The organism is Sphingobacterium sp. UBA5996, assembly GCF_002429765.1.
Classification (GTDB): domain Bacteria; phylum Bacteroidota; class Bacteroidia; order Sphingobacteriales; family Sphingobacteriaceae; genus Sphingobacterium.
In genome coordinates, this window is the sequence record NZ_DJAS01000023.1 from 17,720 (window position 1) to 44,181 (window position 26,462).

Here is a 26,462-nt window from a genome sequence, read left to right on the forward strand (position 1 = left end):
TAAATTAGATATAACAAAATTCAACTTCATCATTGACATAAATTTACTGAATTTCAATGAGCTAAGTGTTAATTTAATTTTAAATAATTTATCCACATTAGTGGTGTTTTGCACCATAGGCCAGATCTCCTGCATCGCCGAGTCCCGGCACAATATAGGCTTTGGAGGTCAGTTCGCGATCGACGTCACCTACCCAGATGTGCGCTGTTGGAATAAACGCCTGCACATGATTTATTCCTTCTTCGGAAGCGATGGCCGCAACAATGTGCAATTCCTTGATATCGTATTCGGCCAAAAGATCCCGGCAGCATAACACGAGACTTTTTCCTGTCGCCAGCATTGGGTCCACTACAATCACGGTGCGGTTGTCTAAATTGGGGGTATTCACATATTCTTTGTGAATCTCAAACTCGCCGCTTTTTTTGGTATGTCGGTAGGCGGCAATAAACGTATTGTCGGCGCGGTCAAACACATTTAATAGCCCTTGATGAAACGGAAGACCCGCTCTCAGAATCGTAGCGAGCACGGGTTGTTCCATCAGGAGTTGAGTTTTGGCCACACCCAGCGGAGTTTCAACTTCAATGGGCGTGTAGGTCATCGTCTTGCTGATCTCATAAGCGAAGATTTCACCCAATCGTTCCAAATTCCGGCGGAAACGCATGCGATCCTGCTGAATATGAATATCTCTCAACTCGGCGATAAAATGATTTGCAATGCTATTTTGGGTAGATAGAATAGTAACCATGACGTGTGTGCTAGTTCAGTGAAGCTAAAGATAATAAATAATCAATTGAAAGTAATAACATCTACGGTATTATTATAGTTTGCACTCAAATGGTAAAATTTTTAGTAAATTTGTTTTACAACACTACTGGATGTGGCCTGGATCGCATCTCGAAAAAACGTCCTGTTTGCAGATTAAAATCATCAGTTTAAAAAGAACAGTTTTGTGCTTGCCGCTCAAACTATTACTGGTGCAATGTTTGCTGGAAAAGGCCGAGATAGTTTTGTTTAAGAAATAGGAAGTATATGAAATTTGAATTGACATCAGAGTATAAGCCGACCGGCGATCAGCCCGAAGCGATTAGGCAATTGGTTGCTGGAGTAGAGCAGGCAGAGCAATACCAAACGCTTTTGGGAGTGACAGGATCGGGTAAGACCTTTACTGTGGCCAATGTGATTCAGGAAACGCAAAAGCCAACATTGATTTTAAGCCATAATAAAACGTTGGCGGCTCAATTGTACGGTGAATTCAAGCAGTTCTTCCCCAATAATTCGGTCAACTATTTTGTGTCCTATTACGATTATTATCAACCCGAAGCTTTTATTGCTTCTACAAACACTTACATCGAGAAGGATTTAGCGATTAACGAAGAAATTGAAAAGTTGCGCTTGGCCACCACTTCCGCTTTGATGTCGGGGCGTCGTGATGTCGTTGTGGTTTCTTCTGTGTCTTGTATCTACGGTATGGGAAATCCAGAGGATTTCTCCCGTTCTATCTTTCGATTCGGCGTAGGGATGACGGTTACGAGAAATGCTTTTCTGCATAAATTAGTTGAAATTTTATATTCACGCACGACCACAGAGTTTAAACGTGGTACATTTCGCGTTAAGGGAGATACTGTGGATATTTATCCAGCGTATCTGGATTTTGCAATTCGTGTGTCCTTCTTTGGGGATGAAATTGATGAATTGAGTGAGATAGATCCTGTATCTGGTAAAACGCTCCATAAAATGGAAGATTTAGCCCTTTTTCCGGCCAATCTTTTCGTTACGCCGAAGGAAAAATTTAAAGAATCGATTTGGGCTATTCAAGATGAATTGATGCAGCGGAAAACCCAATTGGAAGCCGAGGGCTTGATGCTCGAAGCAAAGCGTTTAGAGGAACGTGTCAATTATGATTTGGAGATGATGCGCGAGCTGGGTTATTGCTCAGGAATAGAAAATTATTCCCGCTTTTTCGACGGTAGGCAGCCAGGAATGCGTCCTTTCTGTTTGCTGGATTATTTTCCGGAGGATTATCTGTTGGTCATTGATGAAAGCCACGTGACCTTACCCCAATTGCGTGCAATGTACGGTGGCGACCGATCACGAAAAGTCTCTTTAGTGGAACATGGATTCAGATTGCCTGCGGCTTTGGATAACAGACCCTTAAACTTTCCGGAGTTTGAATCTTTGACGAACCAGACAATTTATGTGTCAGCTACTCCTGGTGATTATGAACTGCAACAGACAGAGGGTGTGGTGGTTGAACAGGTGATTCGTCCTACGGGGCTCCTAGACCCGATTATTGAAGTGAGACCAGCGATCAATCAAGTCGATGATTTCTTGGAAGAGGTGGATAAGACCATCAAAGAAGGTGGGCGTGTGCTGGCAACTACACTGACGAAACGTATGGCGGAGGAACTTTCCAAATATATGACCAAGCTGAACTTAAAAGTTCGTTATATACACTCGGAAATTAAAACCTTGGAGCGGGTAGAAATCTTACGCGGCCTTCGATTAGGTGAATTTGATATTTTGGTCGGCGTGAACTTATTGCGTGAGGGACTTGATTTACCGGAGGTTACGCTGGTTGCTATTCTCGATGCAGATAAAGAAGGTTTTTTGCGTTCTGAACGTTCGCTTATTCAGACGATTGGTCGGGCTGCCCGGAATGATAAAGGTCGGGTTATTATGTATGCAGACAAAATGACCGACAGTATGCGTGTGACGATCGATGAAACTAATCGACGTCGGGACAAACAGATGAAATATAACCAGGAACATGGCATTACTCCGCGTACAGTCGGCAAAACTAGAGAGGAAATATTGGAGCAGACCTCTGTCGCCGATTTCTCAGGTATTGAACCTAAAATTTATGTCGAACCGGATCCATCGCAGGCTGTTGCAGCTGATCCAGTGATGCAGTATCTGAGCGAGAAGGATCTGAAGAAAGCAATCGATAACGTCCGTAAGAAAATGGATAAAGCTGCGAAGGATATGGACTTTCTGGAAGCAGCGAAATATCGTGATGAAATGTTTTCCCTCGAGAAGCTTTATGAAGAACGGTTCTCCTTCTAAAGGGGCTTTTGTTTTCAGGTGCCTATTTTTTGTGGGTGAAGTGGTTTTTTTCTGTAAAATTATATTGTTCAATTGTTAACATATTTTGCAAAAATCAAATTCTTCTCAGTAAATTAGTGCTCAAATCTAAACTAAAGCATACTTGAAAATGAAAAAGCCAATTCTTGTTGTCAAATTCGGATCGGCTTCTATTACCACGAAAGAGGGAGAAGTTGATGAACGTATTGTTTTGGAGATCGCTAGGCAAATTGCTTCTTTACAAAAGAAATACAATATTGTCTTGGTGTCTTCTGGGGCTGTCGCTGCCGGTAAACGTTTTTTGCCCAATTATACGGGGACATTATCAGAACGTAAGGCTGCCGCTGCAATTGGAAACCCCATACTGATCAATACATATTCAACTTATTTCCGACCCTTCAAAATTTCTTTGGCACAAAGCTTATGTGAACGACATCATTTTTCCAATCGGGATCAATTTCTGCAATTGAAAAATACATACGAGGAATTGTGGAAGAATAATGTTATTCCAATCGCAAATGAAAATGATGTGGTGAGCAATAAAGAACTAAAGTTTTCAGACAATGATGAGCTGGCAACCTTGATTGCTGTTGGCTTTGGTGCCGAAAAACTATTATTCAGTACTTCTGTCCCAGGAGTATTAGATACAAACAACAAGATTATACCGCAAATTGAAACAATCGACAGGGACATCCTGGGATTGGCAAGGAAGGACAAATCGTCGGTGGGACTGGGTGGAATGACGTCAAAATTGAATTTTGCCCGATTAGCCAATCAGATGGGGATTGCTGTTGTGATTTTTAGCATGCAAACTGAGGATGCCATTCAGAAAGCAGTGAAACATGAGACTGGTACCTTGTGCCTACCTGAAAGCAAGAAAATATCATCCCGTAAGAAGTGGCTTGCGAGCGGGAGTTTAATTAAAGGAGAATTGATGGTTGACCGCGGAGCAGAGGAAGCGTTATTAAAGCACAAGAGTCTTCTGGCTGTCGGTGTTACACGAATCGTCGAGCATTTTGAAAAGGGAGAAGTGTTAAATATTGTCAATCTAGAAGGCTTAACCGTGGCCGTTGCCCGGGCGAAAATGGATTCATCCGCTTTGTCCCAATCCAGTAAAAAAAATATAGAAATTGCACACGCAAATGATATCGTATTGTTATGAGTGAATCCATTGTAGAACAACTTCAGGCAGCGGCCAACGCTAAAAATGTATTGCAGAAGCTAGCACCTGAAACCAAAATAACGCTTTTAAATGCTATTGCAGATGCTCTTGTCGAACAGGAGTCGGTTATATTACAGGCCAATAAAAGTGATCTGGACCGCATGTCTGATGAAGATCCCAAAAAAGACCGTCTCTTGCTCAACGGTGATCGTCTAAGAAGTTTGTCTGATAGTGTGAAGCAGATTGCACAGTTAGCGGATCCAACAAACCAGCTCTTATTAAAAAAGGTGCTACCCAATGGATTGGAAATAGAAAAGATCACTGTTCCGCTTGGAGTTGTTGGGGTAATCTATGAATCGCGGCCCAACGTTACTATTGACGTTGCTGCTTTATGTATTCAATCGGGTAATGTTTGTTTGCTGCGTGGCGGTTCCGATGCCCAATATACCAATCAAGCTTTATTAACCGTAATCCATGGAATTTTGAACGAACAAGGTATTACGAAGGATATTGTACAACTGTTGCCTGTGGACAGAAAGCACGTTTCAGAATTGCTGGAGGCGACGTCTTATGTGGATATTATCATCCCACGTGGGTCGCAGTCATTGATCAATTTTGTGCGGGAAAACGCCAAAGTACCTGTGATTGAGACAGGGGCAGGAGTATGCCATACGTACGTCGACTGTACCGCAGATTTGGATATGGCAGCGAAGATTGTCGCGAATGCTAAAATTTCTAGACCTTCTGTCTGTAACTCCTTGGATACAGTTTTGGTCGATAAGGATGTTGTAACGGAATTTTTAGTTAAACTGGCTCCGTATCTCGAAGAGGCTCAAGTTGAAGTCTTTGCTGATGCTATTGCCTATCAGGTACTAAAACATGAAAATTTTTCAAATTTAAAGCGAGCAGAAGAGGCGGATTTTGGAAAGGAATTTTTAGATTTGAAATGTTCGGTAAAAACCGTTGACGGTTTGGATGAAGCGCTGGAACATATTGGAAAATATTCTTCCAAACATTCGGAATGCATCGTCTCTTCCAATGAACTTCATATTGAGCAATTTTTAAATACAGTGGATGCCGCTGCGGTGTATGCCAATGCGTCGACACGTTTTACAGATGGCGGAGAATTTGGACTTGGGGCTGAAATAGGGATTTCTACTCAGAAATTACATGCACGGGGGCCATTTGCATTAGAAAAGTTGGTTACAGAGAAATGGATTGTCCGCGGAAACGGTCAGATTCGATAATAGATCTATACGATGGGAATAAGTTTTAAAAGAGATTTGATGGTACGCTGGGTGGAGGACATCGGGAAATTTCTGCGGATATGGATTGACGGTTACGATGCGTTTGCTGAGCCTGAAGATCCGGCCCAGTTTGCCGAAGCCTATCAGAAGTTTTTTGAAAGGGATCGGAGTTTTTATTTGCGTATTTCCGAAGCTGAGCTTACAGCTTATGCAAAAAATGACCTGGATGCGCAACAATTACATCCACTGGCACTGACGCTATTATTTGATGGGTTGAATGCTACGGATGGTAGCCAGGAAAACTTACTTCGTAAAGCAAAGCTCATTCTTAATCTAGCTATGGCCCAAACAGCCAGCTTTGCTTTTCAAGATTACCAGTATCTAGCGATGATCGATAATAAATTGAAAACTATAGACTAGAGCAGCGAACTGTCTGCTAAGTTCATGTAGTATTGAAGTGCTATAGGAACTTCGAGTTGTGATATGAACGATACTGCGCTTAGCAGAGAAAATAAACGGGAGCTGTCAGTTATTAAACTGGCGGCTCCCGTTTATTAAGGGATTTTTAACGGAATGCTACCGCAAGATTTCTCGGGCAATAACCAGGCGTTGAATTTCGGAGGTACCTTCATAGATTTGGGTGATCTTTGCATCACGCATTAACCTTTCGACATGATATTCTTTTACGTAACCATAGCCACCGTGGATCTGTACAGCTTCTACTGTGTGTTTCATGGCAACTTCAGACGCATGTAATTTGGCCGTTGCTGCTTCTTTACCGTAGGGAAGTCCTTGATCTTTAGTCCAGGCAGCTTTATATGTCAAAAGCCGAGCGGCCTCAATCTCGACCTCCATATCGGCCAATTTAAATTGAATAGCTTGATGTTCCGATATTGGCTTTCCAAAGGTCTTACGCTCTTTTGCGTAGGCCAAAGCAAGATCATAAGCGCCAGCAGCTATTCCCAAGGCCTGCGCAGCGATACCTATACGCCCGCCATCCAGCGTTTTCATGGCAAATTTAAAACCGAAACCATCTTCCCCAATACGATTTTCTTTGGGAATCTTAACATCGGAAAATAGGAGTGAGTGAGTATCTGAACTGCGGATGCCCAATTTGTTTTCTTTAGGGCCAATGGTAAATCCAGGCAGCCCTTTTTCAACGATTAAAACATTGATTCCTTTATGGCCTTTTTCAGGATGTGTCTGTGCAATGACAAGATAGATATCGGCATGCCCCCCATTAGTGATCCAGTTTTTTGTGCCATTTAGTAAATAATGATCGCCTTTATCTTCTGCAGTTGTATGTTGTGACGAGGCGTCAGAACCGGCTTCGGGTTCGGATAGTGCAAATGCACCAAGTTTTTCCCCTTTTGCCAAAGGAATCAGGTATTTCTGTTTCTGTTCTTCCGTCCCAAAAGCATTAAGTCCATATAATACGAGGGAATTGTGAGCGGAGACAATAACGGCCGCGGAGGCGTCAATTTTGGCAATTTCTTCCAGTACGAGAACGTAGGCTAACGTATCCATACCCGCACCGCCATAAATTTCCGGTGTCATGATGCCCATAAATCCAAGTTCGCCCATCTGTTTGACAAAATCGGTAGGAAATTTAGCGGATTCATCGCGTTCTATTACCCCAGCCTTTAATTCCTGGGCAAATTCCCGCGCTGCATCGCGGATCATTTTATGTTCTTCGCTTAATTCAAAATTCATGGTATTCCTATTTTTGGTTTATCAGTTACCAAGCCGATAACTAGCTATCTAATAAGGTTTGATCTCAAAATGTTTTTCCTAACACATGATTAGTTTAGAAGCTCAATGTAAAGCCATACCCAAATATACAAAATATATATTATGCAAGCATAGTAATTACGCGATTAACTTTTTGTGCTTTTGCATATTTAAACGGTGGATGAGATGACCTTAGTTTTTTCATATTAATTTAAAAAAATGAAGAATTACTTGTTTGCTAAATTTAATCTACTATATTTGTAGACTATATAATGTAAACACATTTAAAAAAATAAGATTATGAGTTTAAGATTAGGAGATGAAGCGCCAAATTTTAAAGCGCAAACAACCATTGGTGAAATAGACTTTCACGATTATATTAAAGATAGCTGGGTCGTTTTCTTTTCGCACCCGTCAGATTATACACCGGTATGTACCACAGAGTTGGGGCGCACGGCAAAGTTAAAATCGGAATTTGACAAAAGGGGTGTAAAAGCCATTGCGTTGAGTGTAGATAATGTAAACGATCATTTAAACTGGATCAAGGATATTAATGAGACGCAAAATACAGAAGTGAATTTCCCGGTTATAGCCGATGAAGATCATCATGTATCCGAATTATACGATATGATCCATCCGAATGCTTCTGCAACAACTACGGTGCGTTCGGTATTCATTATAGGGCCTGACAAAAAAATCAAATTGACGTTGACTTATCCAGCCTCAACAGGTCGTAATTTTGATGAGATTTTACGGGTTATTGATTCGTTGCAGCTAACGGCAGATTACCAAGTGGCTACGCCTGCTGACTGGAAGCATGGGGAGGATGTTATTGTTGTCCCTGCGATTAAAACGGAAGATATTCCAGCTAAATTCCCAAAAGGATTTAAAGAAATTAAACCGTATTTGCGGACTACGCCGCAGCCAAACTTATAGTAATTTTGTTCTGTTGTCCAAAAGCCTCCATTGCATTATAACAGTCCGGTAAGTCGGAAGTGGTATGTGAGGTCAAAGGAAGAGAAATTAGCTAAAGATCAGAATACAAAAAAAGCAACGTCGGGAAAACGTTGCTTTTTTATGTTGCTAAAAGATGCCGGTATTAATAAACTTTGACCATATAAATATAGTCTTGCATTTTCTTGATTTGTTCTGTTCTTGGTAAACCTGCCAAACTGTTCTTTTTGTTGATCTTAAGACCCGTAACCAAAGAATCCGTTGGAATGTCCGCTAAAGCATTCAAGATTGATTTTGTTTTGATTGCAAAGGCTGCACCATCTATGCCGCGTTGCTTTCCAGAAATAATACCAATCACATTACCTCTGCTATCCAATACGGGACCGCCACTGTTACCTGGATTAACTGGTACGGATATCTGATACGCAATCGTATCACCGGCATAGCCTGTTGATGAACTTAGATATCCCTGACCATATACGGCTTCATCTCGGGGAAATCCTATGGTATAAATATCTTCACCAAGATCTGAAGTTGATGTTTTGAATGTGTAAGGTAAGCTTTTAACTTTCTTAAAGTTCTTATCAGCGATGTACAAAATAGCCAAGTCTTTGCTTGGATCAGTATGTACGATTTGTGCTTTATAGGATTCGCCTTTATTATTTTGCAAATAAATCGAATCGGCACCACTAACAACGTGGTAATTAGTGACAACATAACCATCTGTTGTCAACATAAAGCCTGTTGCGCCAAATTGGCTTTCAGTACCTTTCACTGATTTTTTGTCGTTGATATCTTTGATTGCAGCATTATGAGCATTGACGTTCTTTTTGACATTGTTCATGTCTCTACGCAATGCACTGTAATCGGAAGATGCCTTTTCGAGGTTGCTGTAATAACCGCTCAACCATAATGTGCCAAACACTGCAAATACCGCGACTACTGCAGCTACCAAAGAACTGGCTTTGATACGTTCCCAAAGTGAAATCACCGTTGATTGCTTCATTGGAACGACCTTGGTCGTTTTACTTTGGGATTTATGGTATTCCTTTGCTGATTGTGCCAATGCATTTTTGAAATCTAGACGATGGCTAGTTTCTTTCATATGGGCAACAAATTCGCGGTGTTGTTGTAATTGGGCAGCATAGGACGGGTGTTCAGCACAGAAAGATTCAAATGCAGCTTGTTCCTCGGCCGATAATTCGCCGCGAAGATATTGATCTGCTAATTCGAAAAATTCTTTTTGATTCATTGTTCCCATGGTGTTACTCAAATTTTAATCTGTTGAAAAAAATATTTTTTTCAGCCGTTGCAGGCATTTATACTTCTGAGTCTTGGCATTATCTGTATTGGTATAACCAAATTTTTCACAGATATCCTGCATCGAATGGTTTAAGATATAGAAGTCGTGTAAGATTGTCTTACAGGGTTCTCCCATTTTCTCTAAGGCAAGCTCCATTTGGTCGAACTTTTTTTCAAGTTCTTCATGCTGTTGTAGATCTTCTTCCTCAAATAAGGAATCTTCATAACCGCGAATGTCACTATTGCCAAAACCAGCACGATTGAGTTGCTTAAGCCAAAGCCTTCTGCAAATCGAGTAAAGATATGTTTTAAGTTTGCTGCTGAGCTCAAAGTTCCCTTTGGAAACTTTATCGTAGAGCACAATGACAGCTTCTTGAAAGATATCTTTCGCTTCATCCTCCCTTCCATTATTTTGCAAGATCATATGGCTTATAGACGGATAGTAACGCTTATAGATAGCATCTATCGCCAAGCTGTTGCCGTCTTTGATGCCTTCAATGATTTGCTCATCATTTTCTAGCAGGACTGATTTACTGAATTTACTCACCTATTAATACCTTAATGCTTAAATTGTAACCCTTTGAAAAATAAAATTATTCGAAATAATTTCAAACGCAAACTTTTATTTGTTTAAAGTGAAATCTACCCAAAAATACTGCTTATTCCTGATAACCGAAAGCATTTGTTTTTTATTGGAATAGTGCGATCTATTTCTCAGCACTGCAAGTTTTCCTTGGGATCTTTTTTTAATGTTGTTATTTCCTTTGCATCTTATCTGCCAGAAGAACTTTCCTCGAATGATGAAGCACACGAAAGTGAGCGAAACGAGCTTTGATTGTATCGAAAAAGTTTCGCAATCGAGTGCTTTCATAATCTGCTTGTTATTACTACAAAATGAAGTTACATTTGGTTTCCTAGTCTAAATTGTTCAACGACATTATGTTAAGAAAATCTGTTATTTTTTCAACGATTCTAGCCTCCTTGCTATCTCTGAACCCAAGTTTCACGATAGGGCAGACAACCTCATCCGCTATCGACGGTTTTCAGTATGGCGCTTCACCGTCTCCAAAAGGGAATGAATGGGAATCGCCTCAATTATTATCACTGAATAAAGAACTGCCACATGCTTCGTTCTATTCTTTTAAAAACGTGCAAAGCGCAAGAAAAGTACTTCCCGAGCACAGTAACTATTGGATTTCGCTCAATGGATCCTGGAAATTCAACTGGGTGAAGACTCCGGAGGAGCGGCCAAAGGATTTTTATCATCCTACCTATAATGTTGGTAGCTGGGAATCGGTGCCTGTGCCCATGAGCTGGAATATTTATGGTATACAAAAGGATGGAAGCTTAAAGTATGGCGTTCCTATTTATACCAACCAGCGTGTTATCTTTCATCATCAGGTAGAGGTCGGTGATTGGAAAGGTGGAGTCATGCGGACTCCGGCGCAGGATTGGACAACCTATATTTATCGTAATGAAGTTGGATCGTATCGACGTAATTTTACAGTTCCTGCCGACTGGGACGGCCGGGAGGTATTTATCAATTTTGATGGGGTAGATTCTTTTTTCTACCTATGGATCAATGGTAAATATGTCGGTTTTTCGAAAAATTCAAGAAACGTTGCGTCTTTCAATATCTCACCTTACTTAAAAAAGGGTGCTGAAAATGTGTTGGCTGTTGAAGTTTATCGTAGTTCTGATGGATCTTTTCTTGAGTCGCAGGATATGTTTAGACTGCCCGGTATATTTCGGGACGTTTCCCTGACTTCTGCGCCGAAAGTGCAGATCCGTGATCTGGCGGCTATTCCAGATTTGGATAGCAACTATGAAAATGGTTCCTTGAAAATTACCAGTACGATACGAAATCTCAGCAGTAAGCAGGCTGAGGGCTATAAAGTTGTGTATTCACTCTATAAAAATAAATTGTATAGTGACGAAAATACGCTTGTAGACCAAACTGAAGCATCGGCACTTGTTCCTACGCTGGGCAGTCAAACTTCTAATAGCGTAGCCGCGACATTGAATGTGAAGAATCCGAATAAATGGTCGGCAGAGTTACCGTATCGGTATACTTTGGTGGCTGAATTGAAGGATAAGAAAAACAACACGGTTGAGACTATTTCCACCTATGTCGGATTTAGAAAAGTTGAGATCAAAGATACCGAAGCGGCAGATGATGAATTTGGGCTAGCGGGCCGTTATTATTATATCAACGGGAAAACAGTCAAACTAAAAGGTGTCAACAGGCACGAGACCAATCCTGAGCATGGTAAAGTGGTGACAAGAGAACAAATGGAAGCTGAGGTGAAATTGATGAAAAGGGCCAATATCAACCACGTTCGTAATTCGCATTATCCGGAACCTGCGTATTGGTATTACCTATGCGATAAATATGGGATTTACTTGGAGGATGAAGCCAATATCGAAAGTCATGAGTATTATTATGGCAAAGAATCGCTTTCGCATGTTCCTGAATGGAAGAATGCACATGTGGCCCGTAATATCGAAATGGTGCATTCGACCATCAATCATCCGGCTGTTGTTATCTGGTCTTTAGGAAACGAAGCTGGTCCGGGTGATAATTTCGTGGCTGCCTATCAGGCTATCAAGAAAATCGATACATCAAGACCTGTTCAATACGAGCGTAACAATGCAATTGTTGATCTGGGGTCCAACCAATATCCGTCAATTGACTGGGTCAGAGGTGCTGTAAAAGGTACCTATAAATTGAAGTATCCGTTTCATATTTCAGAATATGCACATTCCATGGGGAATGCTGGTGGTAACTTGATTGATTATTGGGAAGCCATCGAATCGACAAATTTCTTTATGGGCGGCGCCATTTGGGATTGGATCGATCAGGCCATGTATTATTACGATAAAAAGACCGGAGAACGCTTTCTGGCCTATGGTGGTGATTTTGGGGATAAACCCAATGATGGAACGTTCGTGATGAATGGGTTGATCTTTGCTGATATGAAACCGAAACCACAATACTATGAGGTGAAGAAAGTTTATCAAAATGTGAGCGTAAAAGCTGTTGATATTCAACAGGGAAAAATTGAGCTTTTTAATAAAAATTATTTCAAGGATCTATCCGATTATCAGGTACAATGGTCGTTATTCAAAGACGGTGTAGAAGTAACAAATAGCAAACGCACGATCAGTACAGCGGATTTGCCCAAGGCGCGCCAACGCAAGCAGCTTGTATTGCCGATAAATTACGCGCAGTTAGATGCGGGATCGGAATATTTTGTGAAAGTGCAATTTATCCTCCATGAAGATAGACCATGGGCGACAAAAGGTTTTGTCCAGATGGAGGAACAGCTTTTTGTCAAAGCTGCTGAAAATAAACCGCTGATTTCATCTGTTGCAAAAGGAGGAGCTCCGGTGCTTTCCAAAGAAGGCGATTTACAAGTGGTGAAGGGAGATCTGTTTACGGCTAAGTTTGACAATAAGACAGGCTCGATTTACAATCTAGTTTATGCAGGCAAACAAATTATCCGTGATGGCCAAGGCCCTCAATTGGATGCGCTACGTGCTCCGGTTGACAATGATAACTGGGCTTACCAGCAATGGTTTGAAAAAGGATTGCATAATCTGCAACATAAGGTTTTGTCTTCAAACAGCTATACCAAGAAAGATGGAACGATTGTATTGGCGTTTACGGTTGAGTCGCAAGCCCCTTACGGTGCGTCTTTGCTGGGCGGAACTTCGGGAACCTACACCCTTAGAGAACATAAAGACAAACCTTTTGGTAAGGACGACTTTAAATTTACAAGCAATCAGATCTGGACAATCTATAAGGATGGCTCCATTGAATTGTCTTCGAGTATTACATCCAATAATGCGAGTGTGGTCTTAGCGCGACTGGGCTATTCTTTGCAACTGCCTGCTGAATACAGCAACTATAGTTATTATGGCCGGGGACCGATCAATAATTATGCTGACCGGAAGACTGCTCAATTTATTGAAATGCACAAAAGCACCGTAAAAGATCAGTTCGTGCCCTGGCCCAATCCGCAAAATATGAGCAACAATGAAGATGTGCGCTGGACAGCATTGACAAATGATAATGGACAGGGAGTTGTTTTTGTTGCGAAAGAGCATTTATCGACCTCGGCTTTGGAATATAGTGAGCTTGAATTGACGCTTGCACCACATCCTTACCAATTGCCAAAGAGTTCGGGCGTCCACGTGCATCTTGATGCCGCGGTAACCGGATTGGGTGGCAATAGCTGCGGACAAGGGCCACCGTTGGACAAAGATCGTGTGAAAGCAGTACCAACTGCAATAGGCTTTATTATCCGTCCGATTCAGAACAATGATATGAAGGAGAAGGTTCAGGTAGCGACTGCAGGAGATGCGCCAATATCAATCGTGAGAAGTTCCAATGGTGAAGTTTCGATGCTAGCAGGAAATAAAAGTGAGCCTGTATTGTACAGTTTGAACAACGCAAAACCACGTGTCTATAAAGCTCCTTTTGATTTACGGACCGGTGGTACCGTAACCGCTTGGTATCAGCATAATGAGAAATTAAAGGTAACACAACAATACACAAAAATCGAGACCATTCCAATGGAAGTTGTCTTTGCTTCAAGTCAGGAAACTGGTGAAGGTGATGCTAAAAACCTATTGGATGGAGACCCATCTTCGATCTGGCACACGATGTATTCGGTGACGGTAGCTCAATACCCGCATTGGGTTGATTTTGACGCAGCGCGTATCAAAATAATTAAAGGGTTCACTTTCCTGCCAAGACAGGATGGACCGAATGGTGATATTAAGGATTACAAGATTCAAGTAAGCAAGGATGGCAAGAATTGGGAAGAGGTGATGTCGGGATCTTTTGAAAGAAATAAAAAACTAAAAACTGTTCGATTTGAGAAGCCTGTTAAGGGACGGTATATCCGTTTTACAGGACTTAACTCACAACGGGGCGATGATTATGCTTCGGGTGCTGAATTTATGGTTATAGCGGAGTAAAACGACCCTGTGGACGCCCATCAATATGAATTAAAAAAAGTGGAATTTGGCTTATCAAAGCAAAAAAAAAGCATCATTTAATGATAAATGATGCTTTTTTTTGTTGGCGGTCTGGACGGGACTCGAACCCGCGACCCCATGCGTGACAGGCATGTATTCTAACCAGCTGAACTACCAGACCTAAAATCTTAAAGATTGTTTTTAACAATTTTTGGCGGTCTGGACGGGACTCGAACCCGCGACCCCATGCGTGACAGGCATGTATTCTAACCAGCTGAACTACCAGACCTAAAAATCTTAAAAACTTATTTTGTTAAAGAACATAAGAGATTTTTCTCTCTTTTGAAGCGGTCTGGACGGGACTCGANNACCAGCTGAACTACCAGACCTCAACCCTTCTCCTCAGAAGGTGTGCAAATATAGCGTTTGTTTACGTATCTGCAAAGATTTTTTGAAAAAAAACTAATCTACTTGGCCGTCTTTCATCTTCTCTGCATTCTCTGCAAATTGCAGTGCATCGATAATTCCTTGAATATCACCGTCCATAATTGCCGGTAAGTTGTACATTGTCATTCCGATACGGTGCTCGGTAACTCGACCTTGTGGGTAATTATAGGTACGAATCTTTGCCGAACGGTCTCCTGTTGATACCAATGTTTTTCTTTTTGCGGCGATGTCGCCGTTCTTTTTGTTCAACTCGAGCTCGTAAAGTTTGTTACGCAACATCTCCATAGCTAACTCACGGTTGGCTAATTGGGAACGTTCGACCTGACAAACAACGACGATACCCGTCGGTTTATGCGTTAATTGTACTTTTGTTTCTACCTTGTTGACGTTCTGTCCACCGGCACCTCCCGAGCGGGATGTCTGTAATTCAATATCACCAGGATTGATTTCAACATCCACTTCTTCCGCCTCGGGAAGAACTGCTACCGAAGCTGCGGATGTATGTACCCGGCCTTGCGTTTCAGTATCTGGAACGCGTTGCACACGGTGTACACCTGATTCGTATTTCAATTGTCCATAAACGTCTTCACCGATTACCTTTAATATCACCTCCTTGTAACCGCCAGAAGTTCCTTCGGTAACATCCATGACTTCATTACGCCAGCCTTTGGTCTCGAAATAACGTGTGTACATGCGATAGAGGTCACCAGCAAATAAAGCTGCTTCATCACCGCCCGATCCACCACGAATTTCGATAATGGCGTTTTTCGCGTCTTCAGGATCCTTCGGAATCAGCATCAGACGAATCTCTTCTTCTTTCTCTTCTTTGGCGACATATAAAAGATCCAACTCCTCCTTGGCCATCTCACGAAGCTCTTGATCCTTTTCGTTCATGATGATGTCCTTATTGGTGTCGATATTACTGACCATATTTCTATAAATATGGTACTGATCCACAATCTTGCCCAAATCTTTGTATTCTTTATTTAATCTGGCAAAACGTTTCATATCTTGCATGGTATCAGGGTTGCTTAATTCAGCTTCCACTTCTTCCCATCTTTCTTTTATCGCTTGTAATTTGTCTAACATATTTCAAAAATGCTTCTTCTAGGAATGTATGCCCTAGGTTACTATTGAGTGTACAAAAGTAAGGAAATTTTGTTGCTTTTAAACTACCTAGCCGGCTATTAATGAGAGGAAACTGCTTTTAGTCCCACAATAGAGGCAATGAGTGTGAAAATAAAGAATATGCGCCAGAAATCTGCTGGCTCCTTGAAGAAAATGATTCCCATTAAAACCGTACCTACTGCTCCGATCCCCGTCCAAACAGCGTAAGCTGTACCCAGAGGAAGTGTCTGTGTAGCTTTGATCAGCAAGCCCATACTCGCAAAAAGAAAGATCACAAAAGCCCCATACCAGAGCCATTGCCCAGTCCCGGTCGCATCTTTCGCTTTACCCAAACAGGTGGTGAAACCAATTTCACATAATCCACCCAATATTAAAAATATCCAGTTCATAGCCTTTTCTTTGTTTACAGACAAAGTTCCTTCTTTTGGATGATAATAGTTTTTACAAATGTTAAAAATTTGTATGAATATTCGCGCGAATCCGACTTAAAGTAACTTGACTAACACCGAGATAGGAGGCGATGTACCCCAGTTTGATGCGCTGGATATATTGGGGGTATTTTTGAAGGAGTTCTGCATAACGCTCCTGCGCAGTATTAAAAAGCTTCGCCATTGTGCGGTGCTCGGCTTTTATAAATTCGAGTTCAGCCATCTTTCTCCCCCAGTTGGCAATCGCGATATCACTTTCGTAGAGCTCAAAAAGCTGTTGCTGGTTGATGCGATAGACCACACTGTCCTCCAGCAGATCGATGTTTTCGTAACCTGGGGTATCATGCACATAACTATTCATGGAAATAAGTGTTCCTCCGGGGGAAACAAAATCAAGGGTAATTTGACGTTTGGGCGTCTCGTAATAAACCCGTGCTAAACCCGAGGCCAAAAAATAGATGTCTTTTTGCGTTTTGTCCTGTTCGATTAATAGGCTATTTCTTTTCACGGTGATCTTTTGACTAAGCTGCTCCAATTTTGAAGTGCTTTCCCCCGAAAGAGAGTGATAGCCATGGAGGCAATCCGATAATGAAATTAAGATCTGCCCACCCATTTCTCCAAACGTAAATTTTCACCATCCCATACGGCGTAGGTATGGTAGTTTATCCATTCGCCCAAATTTATGATGCGGCTATTGGGATTCAGCTTAATATCATAGGGCAGATGTCGATGTCCAAAAATATAATAGTCGTGATGCTGTATGGACTCAACTTCCTTCGCATAGCCAATTAGCCATTCTTTGTCTTCGCCCAAAAACTTTTCGTCCTCATTATTCGAAAGCCTGCTATGTTTTGACCAGCGTGTCGCGATTCCAATGCCAAGATTTGGATGTAAACGTGCAAATAACCATTGGCAGAAACGGCTCCGAAATACTTTCTTGAGTATCTTGTATTTGTAATCTCCCGAACCTAATCCATCACCGTGGTGAATATAAACGTGTTTTCCGTTGAGCTCTAACTCCAGCTCATTGTCGATGATCCGAACATTTAATTCCTTTTTGAGGTAATCAAACATCCACATATCGTGGTTTCCTTTAAATAAAGTAATGGGAATGCCAAGATCCGAAATTTCGGCTAATTTACCCAAAAAGCGGATATAGCCTTTCGGGACAACCGTGGTATATTCAAACCAGAAATCAAAAATATCACCAACAAGATAGAGCTGTGCAGCATCTGTTTTGATCTGGTCTAGCCACTGTATAATTTGCAGCTCCCTTTCCCGTGAGCGTTCCAAGGGATACGATCCTAGATGGAAGTCGGACGCAAAATAAATTTTTGTTCTTGTTGACATGTGGCCAAAACTAAAAAAAATGGAGGCGAATACAAAATTCGCCTCCACAATATATTTTCCTAGGATTTAGATAATTCGGTGATGAGCGCCTTTAGATAATCCATGGCATCGGGATCAATGCGCTTTAAAGACTGCTGAAGTTGATCGGGATAAGCACTTTTTATCGCCATGATCGAACTTGCGATAACCATATAGGATTTGTCGTTTACAGCATTCAATATTAGACTTTTGTATTTTTTATCTTTTGTCTGCGCGAGCTTTTGGATCGCAGAGGCACGGATAACAGAGGCTTCGGATTTCTCTGCAAGTGTCGAGATTGTTTTTTCTGTTGATTTGCGGACTGCGGGATTGCTTAGATCGAGACCCTGAATCGCTGTAGCAGCAAGGTCGGGATCGGTATCCTTTAACGCTTCAGTTAAGATTTGTTGACTAATGGTATTCGCCGGATTTTTTGCAGCGTAAGTAATGGCCTCTGCACGGTTTGCAAAGGAAGGAGCATGTTGATATTGATACAGATAGTCGGCAGCTGACTTAGCGATTTGAATTTGGCCAACGAGCACTTTTTCGGGATCAATATCGATAAATTCAACGGCAGCAGGTACGGGAACCATAAATTGGGCATTCCGCTTGTTGAGTTGAAAGTGCTGTCTGATCTTACCATTTTTGGTATAGATATCGACGGTCAAAGGGACCTGGAATGTCTGCACGGTAGAATCTTGAATTTGGGCTACGTTCAGTATAACACTGTTCTCTCCAGTTCTTGTCGTAATTTTCAAAATTGGATGCCCACCTTGGTAATACCATTGATTGAAATACGGAGCCCAGTCTTTGCCGGTCACTTCCTCCATAGCGAGACGCAGCTGTTGCGGTTCGCCGGTTTTAAAAGAATTGTCTGTCAAATATTTTTTTAGCGATTGATAGAATGCGTCATCCCCCATCTGCGCTTTCAGGGCATAGAGAATCAATGATCCTTTCGCATAGCTGATGTTATCGAACATATCTTCTTTATCGTGATAATAATAGCGCGCTAAAGCCGGACTCTTTCCGTTTTTAGTCGTGTTAAGGTAAGACTGTAGTTTTTCAAACCTCGATTTATCCCCACGATCTTTACCTCCGTCGTGTTCACGCCAGATAACCTCGCCGAAAGTGGCGAAAGACTCATTCATGGTCAGATTGGACCAAGATTCTGCTGTGACCAAATCGCCAAACCACTGGTGAAACAGTTCATGGGCAATCGTTCCCTCCTGATTATCGTCCAACAATTCGCGTTTGGTCTTTTGTACATGTTCCCCATGCAATGTTGCACTGGTGTTTTCCATTGCACCTGAAACATAATCACGACAGACGATCTGTGCATATTTATTCCATGGGTAAGGGACACCCAGTGTTTTGCTATAAAAGTCCATCATGGCCGGCGTCTTCCCAAAAATATCTTTGGCATAGGGCGAATATTTCGGCTCCAGGTAATAGTCAACAGGGATATTATTGTACTTATCGGCATAGATTTTGAAATCGCCGACGGCCATCATAAACAAGTAGGGAGCATGTGGTAGATCCATTTTCCAGGTATCCGTGCGTGTACCATCCTGATTCTTCTCTTGGTTTATCAACGCTCCATTCGATAAACTGACATATTTATCAAGGACAGTCATGGAGATTTCGGCCGTGGTTTTTTGATTTGGACGGTCGATGGTGGGAAACCATGCTGAAGACGCTTCGGTTTCGCCTTGTGTCCATATCTGGCGCGGCTTATTTGGCGTACGCTCATCAGGATTGATAAAATAAAGTCCTTTTGCATCATTGATTGCTGCACTGCCCTGTGCTTTTAATAAGTTGGGTTTTGCAGTATAATCGAGGTAAATGGTGTACTTTTCTTTTGCGAGATACTTGCGGTCGAGCTTGATCAAAAGCGAGTTGTTATCATAGTTGTATTTTAATGGAACCAGCTGCTGGTCATTAACCAAAGACACCTGTTTGATATCCATTCCTTTTGCATCGAGGCGAAGGGAGTCCGTCGGATAAAAATGGGGTTGCAATGTAACCCATTCTTTTCCGTAGAGGAATTGATTTGTATAGTCAAAACGTACATCCAGCTTGGTGTGAACAAGATTATTGATCTTGGTAGGGGTGGCTCTATACTGTTGATCCACCGGTAGTTGCTGACCATTGCTGACACCCGTTTGCAGCATGGAAATTCCTACTAAAAGATATATGATTTTTTTAAACATGGTTTAGTAATTCAAGATTTAAATAAATCTAAAGAAATTTCGGCTGTCCAAGAAATATGCTGCTAAGAAATATGCAACTGCTGATGGATGTTTTCTCGATTGCTCTATCGCTGATAAACAGACAGCGATTTTGTTGTAGCGCTTTTCGCACCATATTGTGGTTGTCGGGTAACGATGAATCCGGGCTTTTTAAGGTATGCTTTGCAAGATAAATACAGCCTGAGAAACATCGGAGGTCGATAAATTTGTTTATATTCAACTCAAATTTTCAGATACTAGGTGAATTGAACTTAGATTGGTTGAAACAAGTATACGATTTTATGATAAAGAAAAATTTTGGTCTTATCCTCATGATGATGGGTATGGCAGGTACGGCGACAACTGGTTATGGACAACGGTTAACATATCCCACGACAACGAAAGGAACCGTCGTGGATGAATTTTGGGGGGAAAAGATTGCAGACCCCTATCGCTGGCTGGAAGATGATCGTTCAGCTGAAACAAAAAACTGGGTAGAGGCTGAGAATAAGGTCACATTTGACTATTTGAATGCAATCCCGTTCCGCACAAAACTGAAAGATCAATTAACCGAAATATGGAATTATGAAAAAATAGGAACACCTTTTAAGGAAGGTGGATATACATATTTTTTTAAAAATAATGGCTTACAGCAGCATGCGGTGCTTTATCGCAAACTAGGGGAGAAAGGGACAGAGGAAGTTTTCTTGGACCCAAATACTTTCTCGAAAGATGGATCGACTTCATTAGCGGACATTTCATTTTCTAAAGATGGTAGCCTAGTCGCCTATTCTATTTCTGAAGGCGGATCAGACTGGCGGAAAGTCATTGTGCTGAATGCCAAAGATAAGTCACCTGTGGGGGCCACCCTCATAGATGTCAAATTCTCCGGTATCGCATGGAAAGGAAATGATGGGTTTTATTATTCAAGCTACGATAAGCCAAAGGGGTCTGAACTTTCTGAAAAAACAGATCAACATAAATTATTTTACCATAAACTCAACACAGCACAGTCTGAAGATAAATTGATTTTTGGAGGTTCTGCAACACCAAGGCGTTATGTGGGTGCTTCATTGACAGATGATCAACGGTACCTAATTATCTCCGCCGCAAATACGACAACGGGAAATGAACTGTATTATCAGGATCTCAAGCAGCCGAATAGCAAGATTATTTGCTTGCAGGACCATTTTGATGCCAATACCGGTGTCGTTGACAATATTGGGGACAGTTTCTTACTGGAGACAAATTATAAGGCTGCCAACAACCGTTTGGTTAAAGTAGATTTGAAGAATCCTGCAAAAGAGAACTGGAAAGATGTTATTCCAGAGACTGAAAATGTCCTTTCGATCAGTACTGGAGGGGGCTATCTTTTTGCAAATTATTTGAAGGATGCCGTTTCTGTTGTGATTCAATACGATTATACCGGTAAGAAGATTCGACAAATAGAATTGCCTGGCATTGGTACAGCGAGTGGCTTTTCGGGTAAAAAGACAGAAAAAGAAATCTATTTTGGTTTTTCAAATTACATTACACCGTCTTCGAGCTATAAGTTCAACGTGAGTTCTGGGCACGCTACACTTTATATCAAGCCTAAAGTAAAGTTTGACTCGGATCAGTATGAATCCAAACAGGTGTTCTACACATCGAAAGACGGTACGAAAGTTCCGATGATTATTACCTACAAAAAGGGGATTGCTTTGAACGGTAAAAACCCGACGATTGTGTATGGTTATGGGGGCTTTAATATCAGCTTAACCCCTGGGTTCAGTACTTCCGTTGCTGTGTGGTTAGCAAATGGCGGTGTTTATGCTGTTCCGAATCTCCGTGGCGGCGGCGAATATGGTCAGAAATGGCATGATGGCGGCAGGCAGTTCAATAAATTAAATGTCTTTCATGATTTTATTGCAGCTGCCCGTTACCTGCAGGAGAATGGGTATACATCACCGGAGTATACCGCTTTAAACGGGGGATCCAACGGTGGCTTGCTTGTTGGGGCGACAATGACAATCGATCCTAAAATTGCCAAAGTGGCTCTTCCAGAGGTTGGTGTTTTGGATATGTTACGTTACCATACTTTCACGGCTGGTGCAGGTTGGTCCTATGATTATGGTACGGTCAGTGATAGCAAAGAAATGTTTGATTATCTGAAAGCGTATTCTCCGGTGCATAATGTGAAATCTGGCGTTTGCTACCCAGCAACAATGGTGTTTACCGGAGATCATGATGATCGGGTAGTACCAGCACACTCCTATAAATTTGCTTCAGAGCTGCAGGCAAAGCAAGGTTGTGATAATCCTGTATTGATTCGTATTGAGACGAAAGCTGGTCATGGTGCTGGAAGGTCTACAGAAGTTCTGATCAATAGTAATGTGGATAAGTATGCTTTTGCGCTTTGGAACATGGGAATAAAGGCATTAAAGTAACCAGGCAGCTTGAAGCTTCAGGCTGAGGTCTCTATCTATATAAAAGTCCCGATCCATAATTGGATCGGGACTTTTGTCTTTAGGGATGATCAGCGTAGGCTCTTATCGGGTTCCTTTTAGTTTTCCCAAGTTTTTATTCCTTTCATCATCTTTTCAAGCGTTTCTTGATAGATAGGGCGATCGTCCTCACTGGCCATTTCGACGGCTTTGTTTTGCCACTTTATCGCTTTTTCTTTTTCACCTTTTTTATAGAGTAGATTGGAGTAGGTGTCCAAGAATGCGCTGCTCGGATCTTCAATAATCGACTTTTTGCTCCAGCTTAGTGCGGATTCGATACAGGCCGGATCGCTGCTGTTATTAAAGATAGTCCAGGCAAAAGTGTTTAATTGATGTGGAGTAAAATCTTCTGATGAAAGATAATCATTGATGGTATTCTTCATCGCCACATAATTTTTCACCTGAAGGTAATAGTGTGCTCTAATCTTCTTGAACATCGGAACGAAATCGATGTCCGGATATTTTGCCGTCAGTTCATTTTGATAACTATCCCAGTTAGGTTCGTGCTTGGCATCTATTTTAATCTGGAATAATTCGTTAACGACAACATTTGCCAGCGTACGGTTGGCAATACCAGGTGACTCTAATAGGATATCAATTTTTTCTTTATTGTTCCGGATAAGATTGAAAGCTTTCGAATTGGTAAATTTTGCTGCAGCCAATAGAATATGCACGTTCTCCTTTTTGAACAATTCATCTGTTCCTAGTGAATTTGCTAACGTATTTTCCGCCTTGCGCGCAGTGTTTTCATCGTAAGCGATATTCGCTGCTTTTAGCATCTGCTTGGCCGTGTAAATATCCTGCGGTCTTTTATCGAATTTTTTTAACAGGGTGTAATACTGTGTTTCGGGATTTAGCCCATCCATTACATGGCCGACAAATTCAGGCGCATCACTTGCGCCAACAATGCGGTGTACAGCTTGTCCATTGGGATTAAAAATAAGAAATGTAGGAAACGATTGAATATTATATTCATTGGAAATAGCACGCGCATCGGCATACCATTTTTTGACGTTGGCATTGTCAGATTCTGTGGAATCCATTTGTACCCTAACACTAATAAAGTTTTCATTAATTGGCTGCCCCACCTGTTCTAAAGGAAAGATCTCATTACTCATATATTGGCATGGACCACACCAGGTTGCAAATAGCTCTACAAAGATATATTTGTTTTCAGCTTCTGCGCGCTCCTTTATTTGTTTCCAACTCAATCCATTTATAAATTTCACACCCTTAGTCTGGGCGTGAGCCAAATTCCCGAATAAAATCGTAAGGCACAATGCGATTATACTTCTCATACTCACTCAACAAAAGATTCATAATTATGCTTAAGTTATCAAATTAATCTGAAAACAAAAACACCTCGGATGTTTTAATTTCAGAGGTGTTTTTGTGGATTGATAAATCGTCTATTTGATATTTATCTTAGCCTTTAAATCTTTTGTTAGGCCGTCTTTGTGTAACATCAAAGAAGTTGTTTTATAACGTACGAATTCTTTTGAGGCATAAAGGTAACCATGATAGTCATTTGTTGTTCCCCAAGAGTTTTTAACAATGTAGTACTCTTTTCCATTTTGATCTTTCACAAGCCCAACAATATGCATACCGTGGTCATCAGTTGTTTGCCAGTTATCAAAAGCTTTTTGTCTTTCTTCGGCTGTAACTTTTAATTCCGGTTTAGGACCAACGAACATGGTTGATTTTTCTTGCTCTGTCATTTCCTCGAATGGTTTTTCAGGTACATAAGCAACCCCGTTTTTCCAGGAGAAACCTTTTTCAGATACGTCAGTTGCCCAAGCCACAGTATAACCCTTTTGTAAAGCGTTGTCAATGATATCCGTTAAATCGTTCATTTTAACATTGTAAAAACGGTCGAATGACCAGTTGTCTGGAATCAGCAATACGAACTGGCTGTAATACGGATGATCGGTTACGGAAGCAATACCGACATAGTCGTCTGGATTGATACCGATTACCTGATCTGCAAAGGTACGTGGTGTGTAGGATTTACCGTTATAGTCAAATTTCTCAGGGACCTCTCCAAGGTAAGAATCCATGGCAGCGGTATAGGCTTTCTCCCAGTTTGGCGTCAATGTTTTGCCCTTCACTACTGCACCCAACATAGCGTCCAACATAGAAGTCATTTCGCCAAAGTTGTTACGGGTAGTACCGTAGTGGAGACCGGTATACGCCGATTGTGGCATTGTTCCGTATTTACGAAAGGAGTTCAATACATCATGGAATTGACCGCCCTCGCCCAATGACAATCCACCATGAAGGCGTACATAGGTACGTGCTTTGTCTAAGTATGTGTTCCGCGCAGTATAAATTTGGGATATCTCAACCGGTTTCTTACCCATACGAATCATCTCAGACTCTAGGAAAGAATTACCTGAATAAGACCAACAAGTACCTGATGAACCTTGATTTTTGATGGATGTATTCCCTAGATTGATGACTTCAGTAAAGGTAAATCCAGATTTGCTATTGTCATTTTGATTTGCTTTAAGCGCATTGATCAAATTGTCTTGTGCTTGTACTTGGAAAGACGCTGCAAAAAGTGAAGCGGCTAGTACAATCGTTTTATTCCAATTCATTGTTAGTATGTTGTTAATTTAATGTGGTGCTAAAATAAATAAATAAAATTGAGTAAGATCAATTCCTCTGTAAAATAATTGTGCTGAAAAATCTACTATTTGTATCTTAATGTCCTGCTAGGCAAAGAAATGATAGAAGTTTTCTAAGGTTAAATAGAAATGGCCAGAATTCTCATTCTGACCATTATAGGATGTTTATTCTATTATGTGCTGCCCCTTGCGACAACATTTTACAGCGATAAGCATAGTTGTTCAATCGGCTTCGTCTAATCAGCAATGGAAGACTTTTTTGGAAAAAGCAGCGAGGCAATGATACTTAAAGCGAGGATGCCGATAATAACAATCAGTGAATGTGTTGTCGTAAAACCAACTTCGGCCAACCAATGGTGTAGCAGCATCTTTAATCCAATGAAGACCAGTAAAAAGGCTAAACCTACTTTGAGGTATTGAAATTTGTGTATGATATTGACCAATAGGAAAAACATTGATCGTAAGCCTAGAATCGCAAAAATGTTAGAAAAAAATACGACGTAGGGATCTTTGGTAACGGAGAAAATCGCAGGAATAGAATCCACAGCGAAAATGAGATCTGTAAATTCAATCACCAGCAATACAAGAAAGAGCGGAGTCATGTATTTAACACCGTTCTCTACATGGAAAAAGTGTCCACCGTCTAATTTTGGAGTTACTTTAAAATAGCGCGAAGCGAATTTAACGACTGGGTGATTCTGTGGATCAACGTCCTCTTCCTGGTTGCGGTTAATAAACATTTTTACACCTGTAAAGACTAGGAAAGCGCCGAAAACATATAGAATCCAGCCAAACTTAGCAATAAGGGTGGCGCCAAGGAATATAAATAAGAAACGCATAATGATTGCGCCCAAAATACCCCAAACCAAAACCTTATGGTAATAACGCTCTGGAATACCGAAAGAGGTGAACAGTAAGACCATCACAAAGATATTATCTACTGACAAGGCGTATTCCACAACATAACCGGTAAGATATTCCAGACCAAGATTCTTATTATAAACATCGAGACTGGCCGCTAGATCTCCGGGAATAATTTTAATATCGTGGTGGTGTTTGGCGATGACCTCTTGGAGGTGATTAAAATCATGGATATTGTGCAGTTCAAATCCATAGTGACGTAGCAGCCAATAGAAGCCTAAAGAGAATAAGACCCAAATGGCACTCATAATACTAGCCATCTTCAGGCTGACAGGTTTGTCGCCCTTAGAAAATAACCCAAGATCTATTGCAAGCATAAGCGCAATAAATATTAGGAACCCACCAAAAAACATTAATTCGTGACTCATT

At 41.3% G+C, this 26,462-nt stretch carries 19 protein-coding genes and 2 tRNA genes; 7 read left to right on the forward strand and 14 right to left on the reverse strand.

All coding sequences use genetic code 11. The annotated features are described in order from the left end of the window. Window positions 1-97: 97 nt before the first annotated feature. Entirely contained in the window at window positions 98-745 is a 648-nt protein-coding gene (upp, locus tag B3E00_RS17040; protein WP_209578746.1) for a uracil phosphoribosyltransferase, read from the reverse strand. 284 nt (window positions 746-1,029) lie between these two features. Between upp and uvrB the strand changes: the two genes are divergently transcribed. The 4 genes from uvrB (at window position 1,030) to B3E00_RS17060 (ending at window position 5,910) form a co-directional block, all read left to right on the forward strand. Beyond that, complete coding sequence (uvrB, locus tag B3E00_RS17045) at window positions 1,030-3,063, forward strand: excinuclease ABC subunit UvrB (RefSeq protein WP_209578745.1); 2,034 nt, start codon at window positions 1,030-1,032, stop codon at window positions 3,061-3,063. Window positions 3,064-3,211: 148 nt separating this feature from the next. Next, on the forward strand, window positions 3,212-4,243 hold the full coding sequence (gene proB / locus B3E00_RS17050) for a glutamate 5-kinase (protein WP_209578744.1): 1,032 nt from the start codon (window positions 3,212-3,214) through the stop codon (window positions 4,241-4,243). Then, window positions 4,240-5,490, forward strand: a complete 1,251-nt coding sequence (locus B3E00_RS17055; RefSeq protein ID WP_209578743.1) for a glutamate-5-semialdehyde dehydrogenase — start codon at window positions 4,240-4,242, stop codon at window positions 5,488-5,490. Before proB ends, B3E00_RS17055 begins: the two co-directional genes overlap by 4 nt. Window positions 5,491-5,502: 12 nt before the next feature. Then, window positions 5,503-5,910 carry a hypothetical protein gene (locus B3E00_RS17060; RefSeq protein WP_293939451.1) on the forward strand — a complete coding sequence of 136 codons (408 nt, stop codon included), beginning with the start codon at window positions 5,503-5,505 and terminating at the stop codon, window positions 5,908-5,910. 156 nt (window positions 5,911-6,066) lie between these two features. Here the strand turns inward: B3E00_RS17060 and B3E00_RS17065 are convergent, their stop codons facing one another. Further along, window positions 6,067-7,203, reverse strand: a complete 1,137-nt coding sequence (locus B3E00_RS17065; RefSeq protein ID WP_293879482.1) for an acyl-CoA dehydrogenase — start codon at window positions 7,201-7,203, stop codon at window positions 6,067-6,069. A gap of 318 nt (window positions 7,204-7,521) precedes the next feature. Between B3E00_RS17065 and B3E00_RS17070 the strand changes: the two genes are divergently transcribed. Beyond that, entirely contained in the window at window positions 7,522-8,157 is a 636-nt protein-coding gene (locus B3E00_RS17070; protein ID WP_209578740.1) for a peroxiredoxin, read from the forward strand. Between the two features lie 163 nt (window positions 8,158-8,320). On the opposite strand, the gene B3E00_RS17075 is transcribed toward B3E00_RS17070, so the two are convergent. Beyond that, on the reverse strand, window positions 8,321-9,427 hold the full coding sequence (locus tag B3E00_RS17075; RefSeq protein ID WP_293879483.1) for a S1 family peptidase: 1,107 nt from the start codon (window positions 9,425-9,427) through the stop codon (window positions 8,321-8,323). A 24-nt stretch (window positions 9,428-9,451) separates the two neighbouring features. Then, the gene (locus B3E00_RS17080) at window positions 9,452-10,024 is read right to left on the reverse strand and encodes an RNA polymerase sigma factor (RefSeq protein WP_293879484.1); all 573 of its coding nucleotides are present in this window, start codon (window positions 10,022-10,024) and stop codon (window positions 9,452-9,454) included. 392 nt (window positions 10,025-10,416) lie between these two features. On the opposite strand from B3E00_RS17080, the gene B3E00_RS17085 reads away from it, so the two are divergent. After that, window positions 10,417-14,463, forward strand: a complete 4,047-nt coding sequence (locus B3E00_RS17085; protein ID WP_293939453.1) for a glycoside hydrolase family 2 TIM barrel-domain containing protein — start codon at window positions 10,417-10,419, stop codon at window positions 14,461-14,463. 104 nt (window positions 14,464-14,567) lie between these two features. On the opposite strand, the gene B3E00_RS17090 is transcribed toward B3E00_RS17085, so the two are convergent. The 7 genes from B3E00_RS17090 to B3E00_RS17120 all read right to left on the reverse strand — a co-directional run bounded on the left by B3E00_RS17090 (window position 14,568) and on the right by B3E00_RS17120 (window position 20,044). Then, window positions 14,568-14,644: transfer RNA gene (locus B3E00_RS17090), tRNA-Asp, on the reverse strand. 31 nt (window positions 14,645-14,675) lie between these two features. Then, window positions 14,676-14,752, reverse strand: a tRNA-Asp gene (locus tag B3E00_RS17095). Window positions 14,753-14,925: 173 nt separating this feature from the next. Beyond that, complete coding sequence (gene prfA, locus B3E00_RS17100; RefSeq protein WP_209578736.1) at window positions 14,926-15,999, reverse strand: peptide chain release factor 1; 1,074 nt, start codon at window positions 15,997-15,999, stop codon at window positions 14,926-14,928. Between the two features lie 98 nt (window positions 16,000-16,097). Beyond that, window positions 16,098-16,427, reverse strand: coding sequence for a DMT family transporter (locus tag B3E00_RS17105; RefSeq protein ID WP_209578735.1), 330 nt, complete (start codon window positions 16,425-16,427; stop codon window positions 16,098-16,100). A gap of 61 nt (window positions 16,428-16,488) precedes the next feature. Beyond that, window positions 16,489-17,079 (reverse strand): Crp/Fnr family transcriptional regulator, encoded by a 591-nt coding sequence (locus tag B3E00_RS17110; RefSeq protein WP_293879486.1) that lies wholly within the window; start codon window positions 17,077-17,079, stop codon window positions 16,489-16,491. Next, window positions 17,061-17,816 (reverse strand): UDP-2,3-diacylglucosamine diphosphatase, encoded by a 756-nt coding sequence (locus B3E00_RS17115; protein ID WP_293879487.1) that lies wholly within the window; start codon window positions 17,814-17,816, stop codon window positions 17,061-17,063. Before B3E00_RS17115 ends, B3E00_RS17110 begins: the two co-directional genes overlap by 19 nt. 59 nt (window positions 17,817-17,875) lie before the next feature. Continuing rightward, on the reverse strand, window positions 17,876-20,044 hold the full coding sequence (locus B3E00_RS17120; RefSeq protein ID WP_293879488.1) for a M1 family aminopeptidase: 2,169 nt from the start codon (window positions 20,042-20,044) through the stop codon (window positions 17,876-17,878). 320 nt (window positions 20,045-20,364) lie between these two features. On the opposite strand from B3E00_RS17120, the gene B3E00_RS17125 reads away from it, so the two are divergent. Continuing rightward, complete coding sequence (locus tag B3E00_RS17125; protein WP_293879489.1) at window positions 20,365-22,488, forward strand: prolyl oligopeptidase family serine peptidase; 2,124 nt, start codon at window positions 20,365-20,367, stop codon at window positions 22,486-22,488. Window positions 22,489-22,604: 116 nt separating this feature from the next. Here B3E00_RS17125 and B3E00_RS17130 read toward each other — a convergent pair whose 3' ends face one another. The 3 genes from B3E00_RS17130 to B3E00_RS17140 all read right to left on the reverse strand — a co-directional run bounded on the left by B3E00_RS17130 (window position 22,605) and on the right by B3E00_RS17140 (window position 26,461). Next, window positions 22,605-23,843: a thioredoxin family protein gene (locus tag B3E00_RS17130; RefSeq protein WP_293879490.1), complete on the reverse strand. Its 1,239-nt coding sequence runs from the start codon at window positions 23,841-23,843 to the stop codon at window positions 22,605-22,607. A gap of 111 nt (window positions 23,844-23,954) precedes the next feature. Further along, complete coding sequence (locus B3E00_RS17135; RefSeq protein ID WP_293879491.1) at window positions 23,955-25,142, reverse strand: aminopeptidase C; 1,188 nt, start codon at window positions 25,140-25,142, stop codon at window positions 23,955-23,957. 266 nt (window positions 25,143-25,408) lie between these two features. After that, complete coding sequence (locus B3E00_RS17140) at window positions 25,409-26,461, reverse strand: TerC family protein (RefSeq protein WP_293879492.1); 1,053 nt, start codon at window positions 26,459-26,461, stop codon at window positions 25,409-25,411. Window position 26,462: the final 1 nt, after the last annotated feature.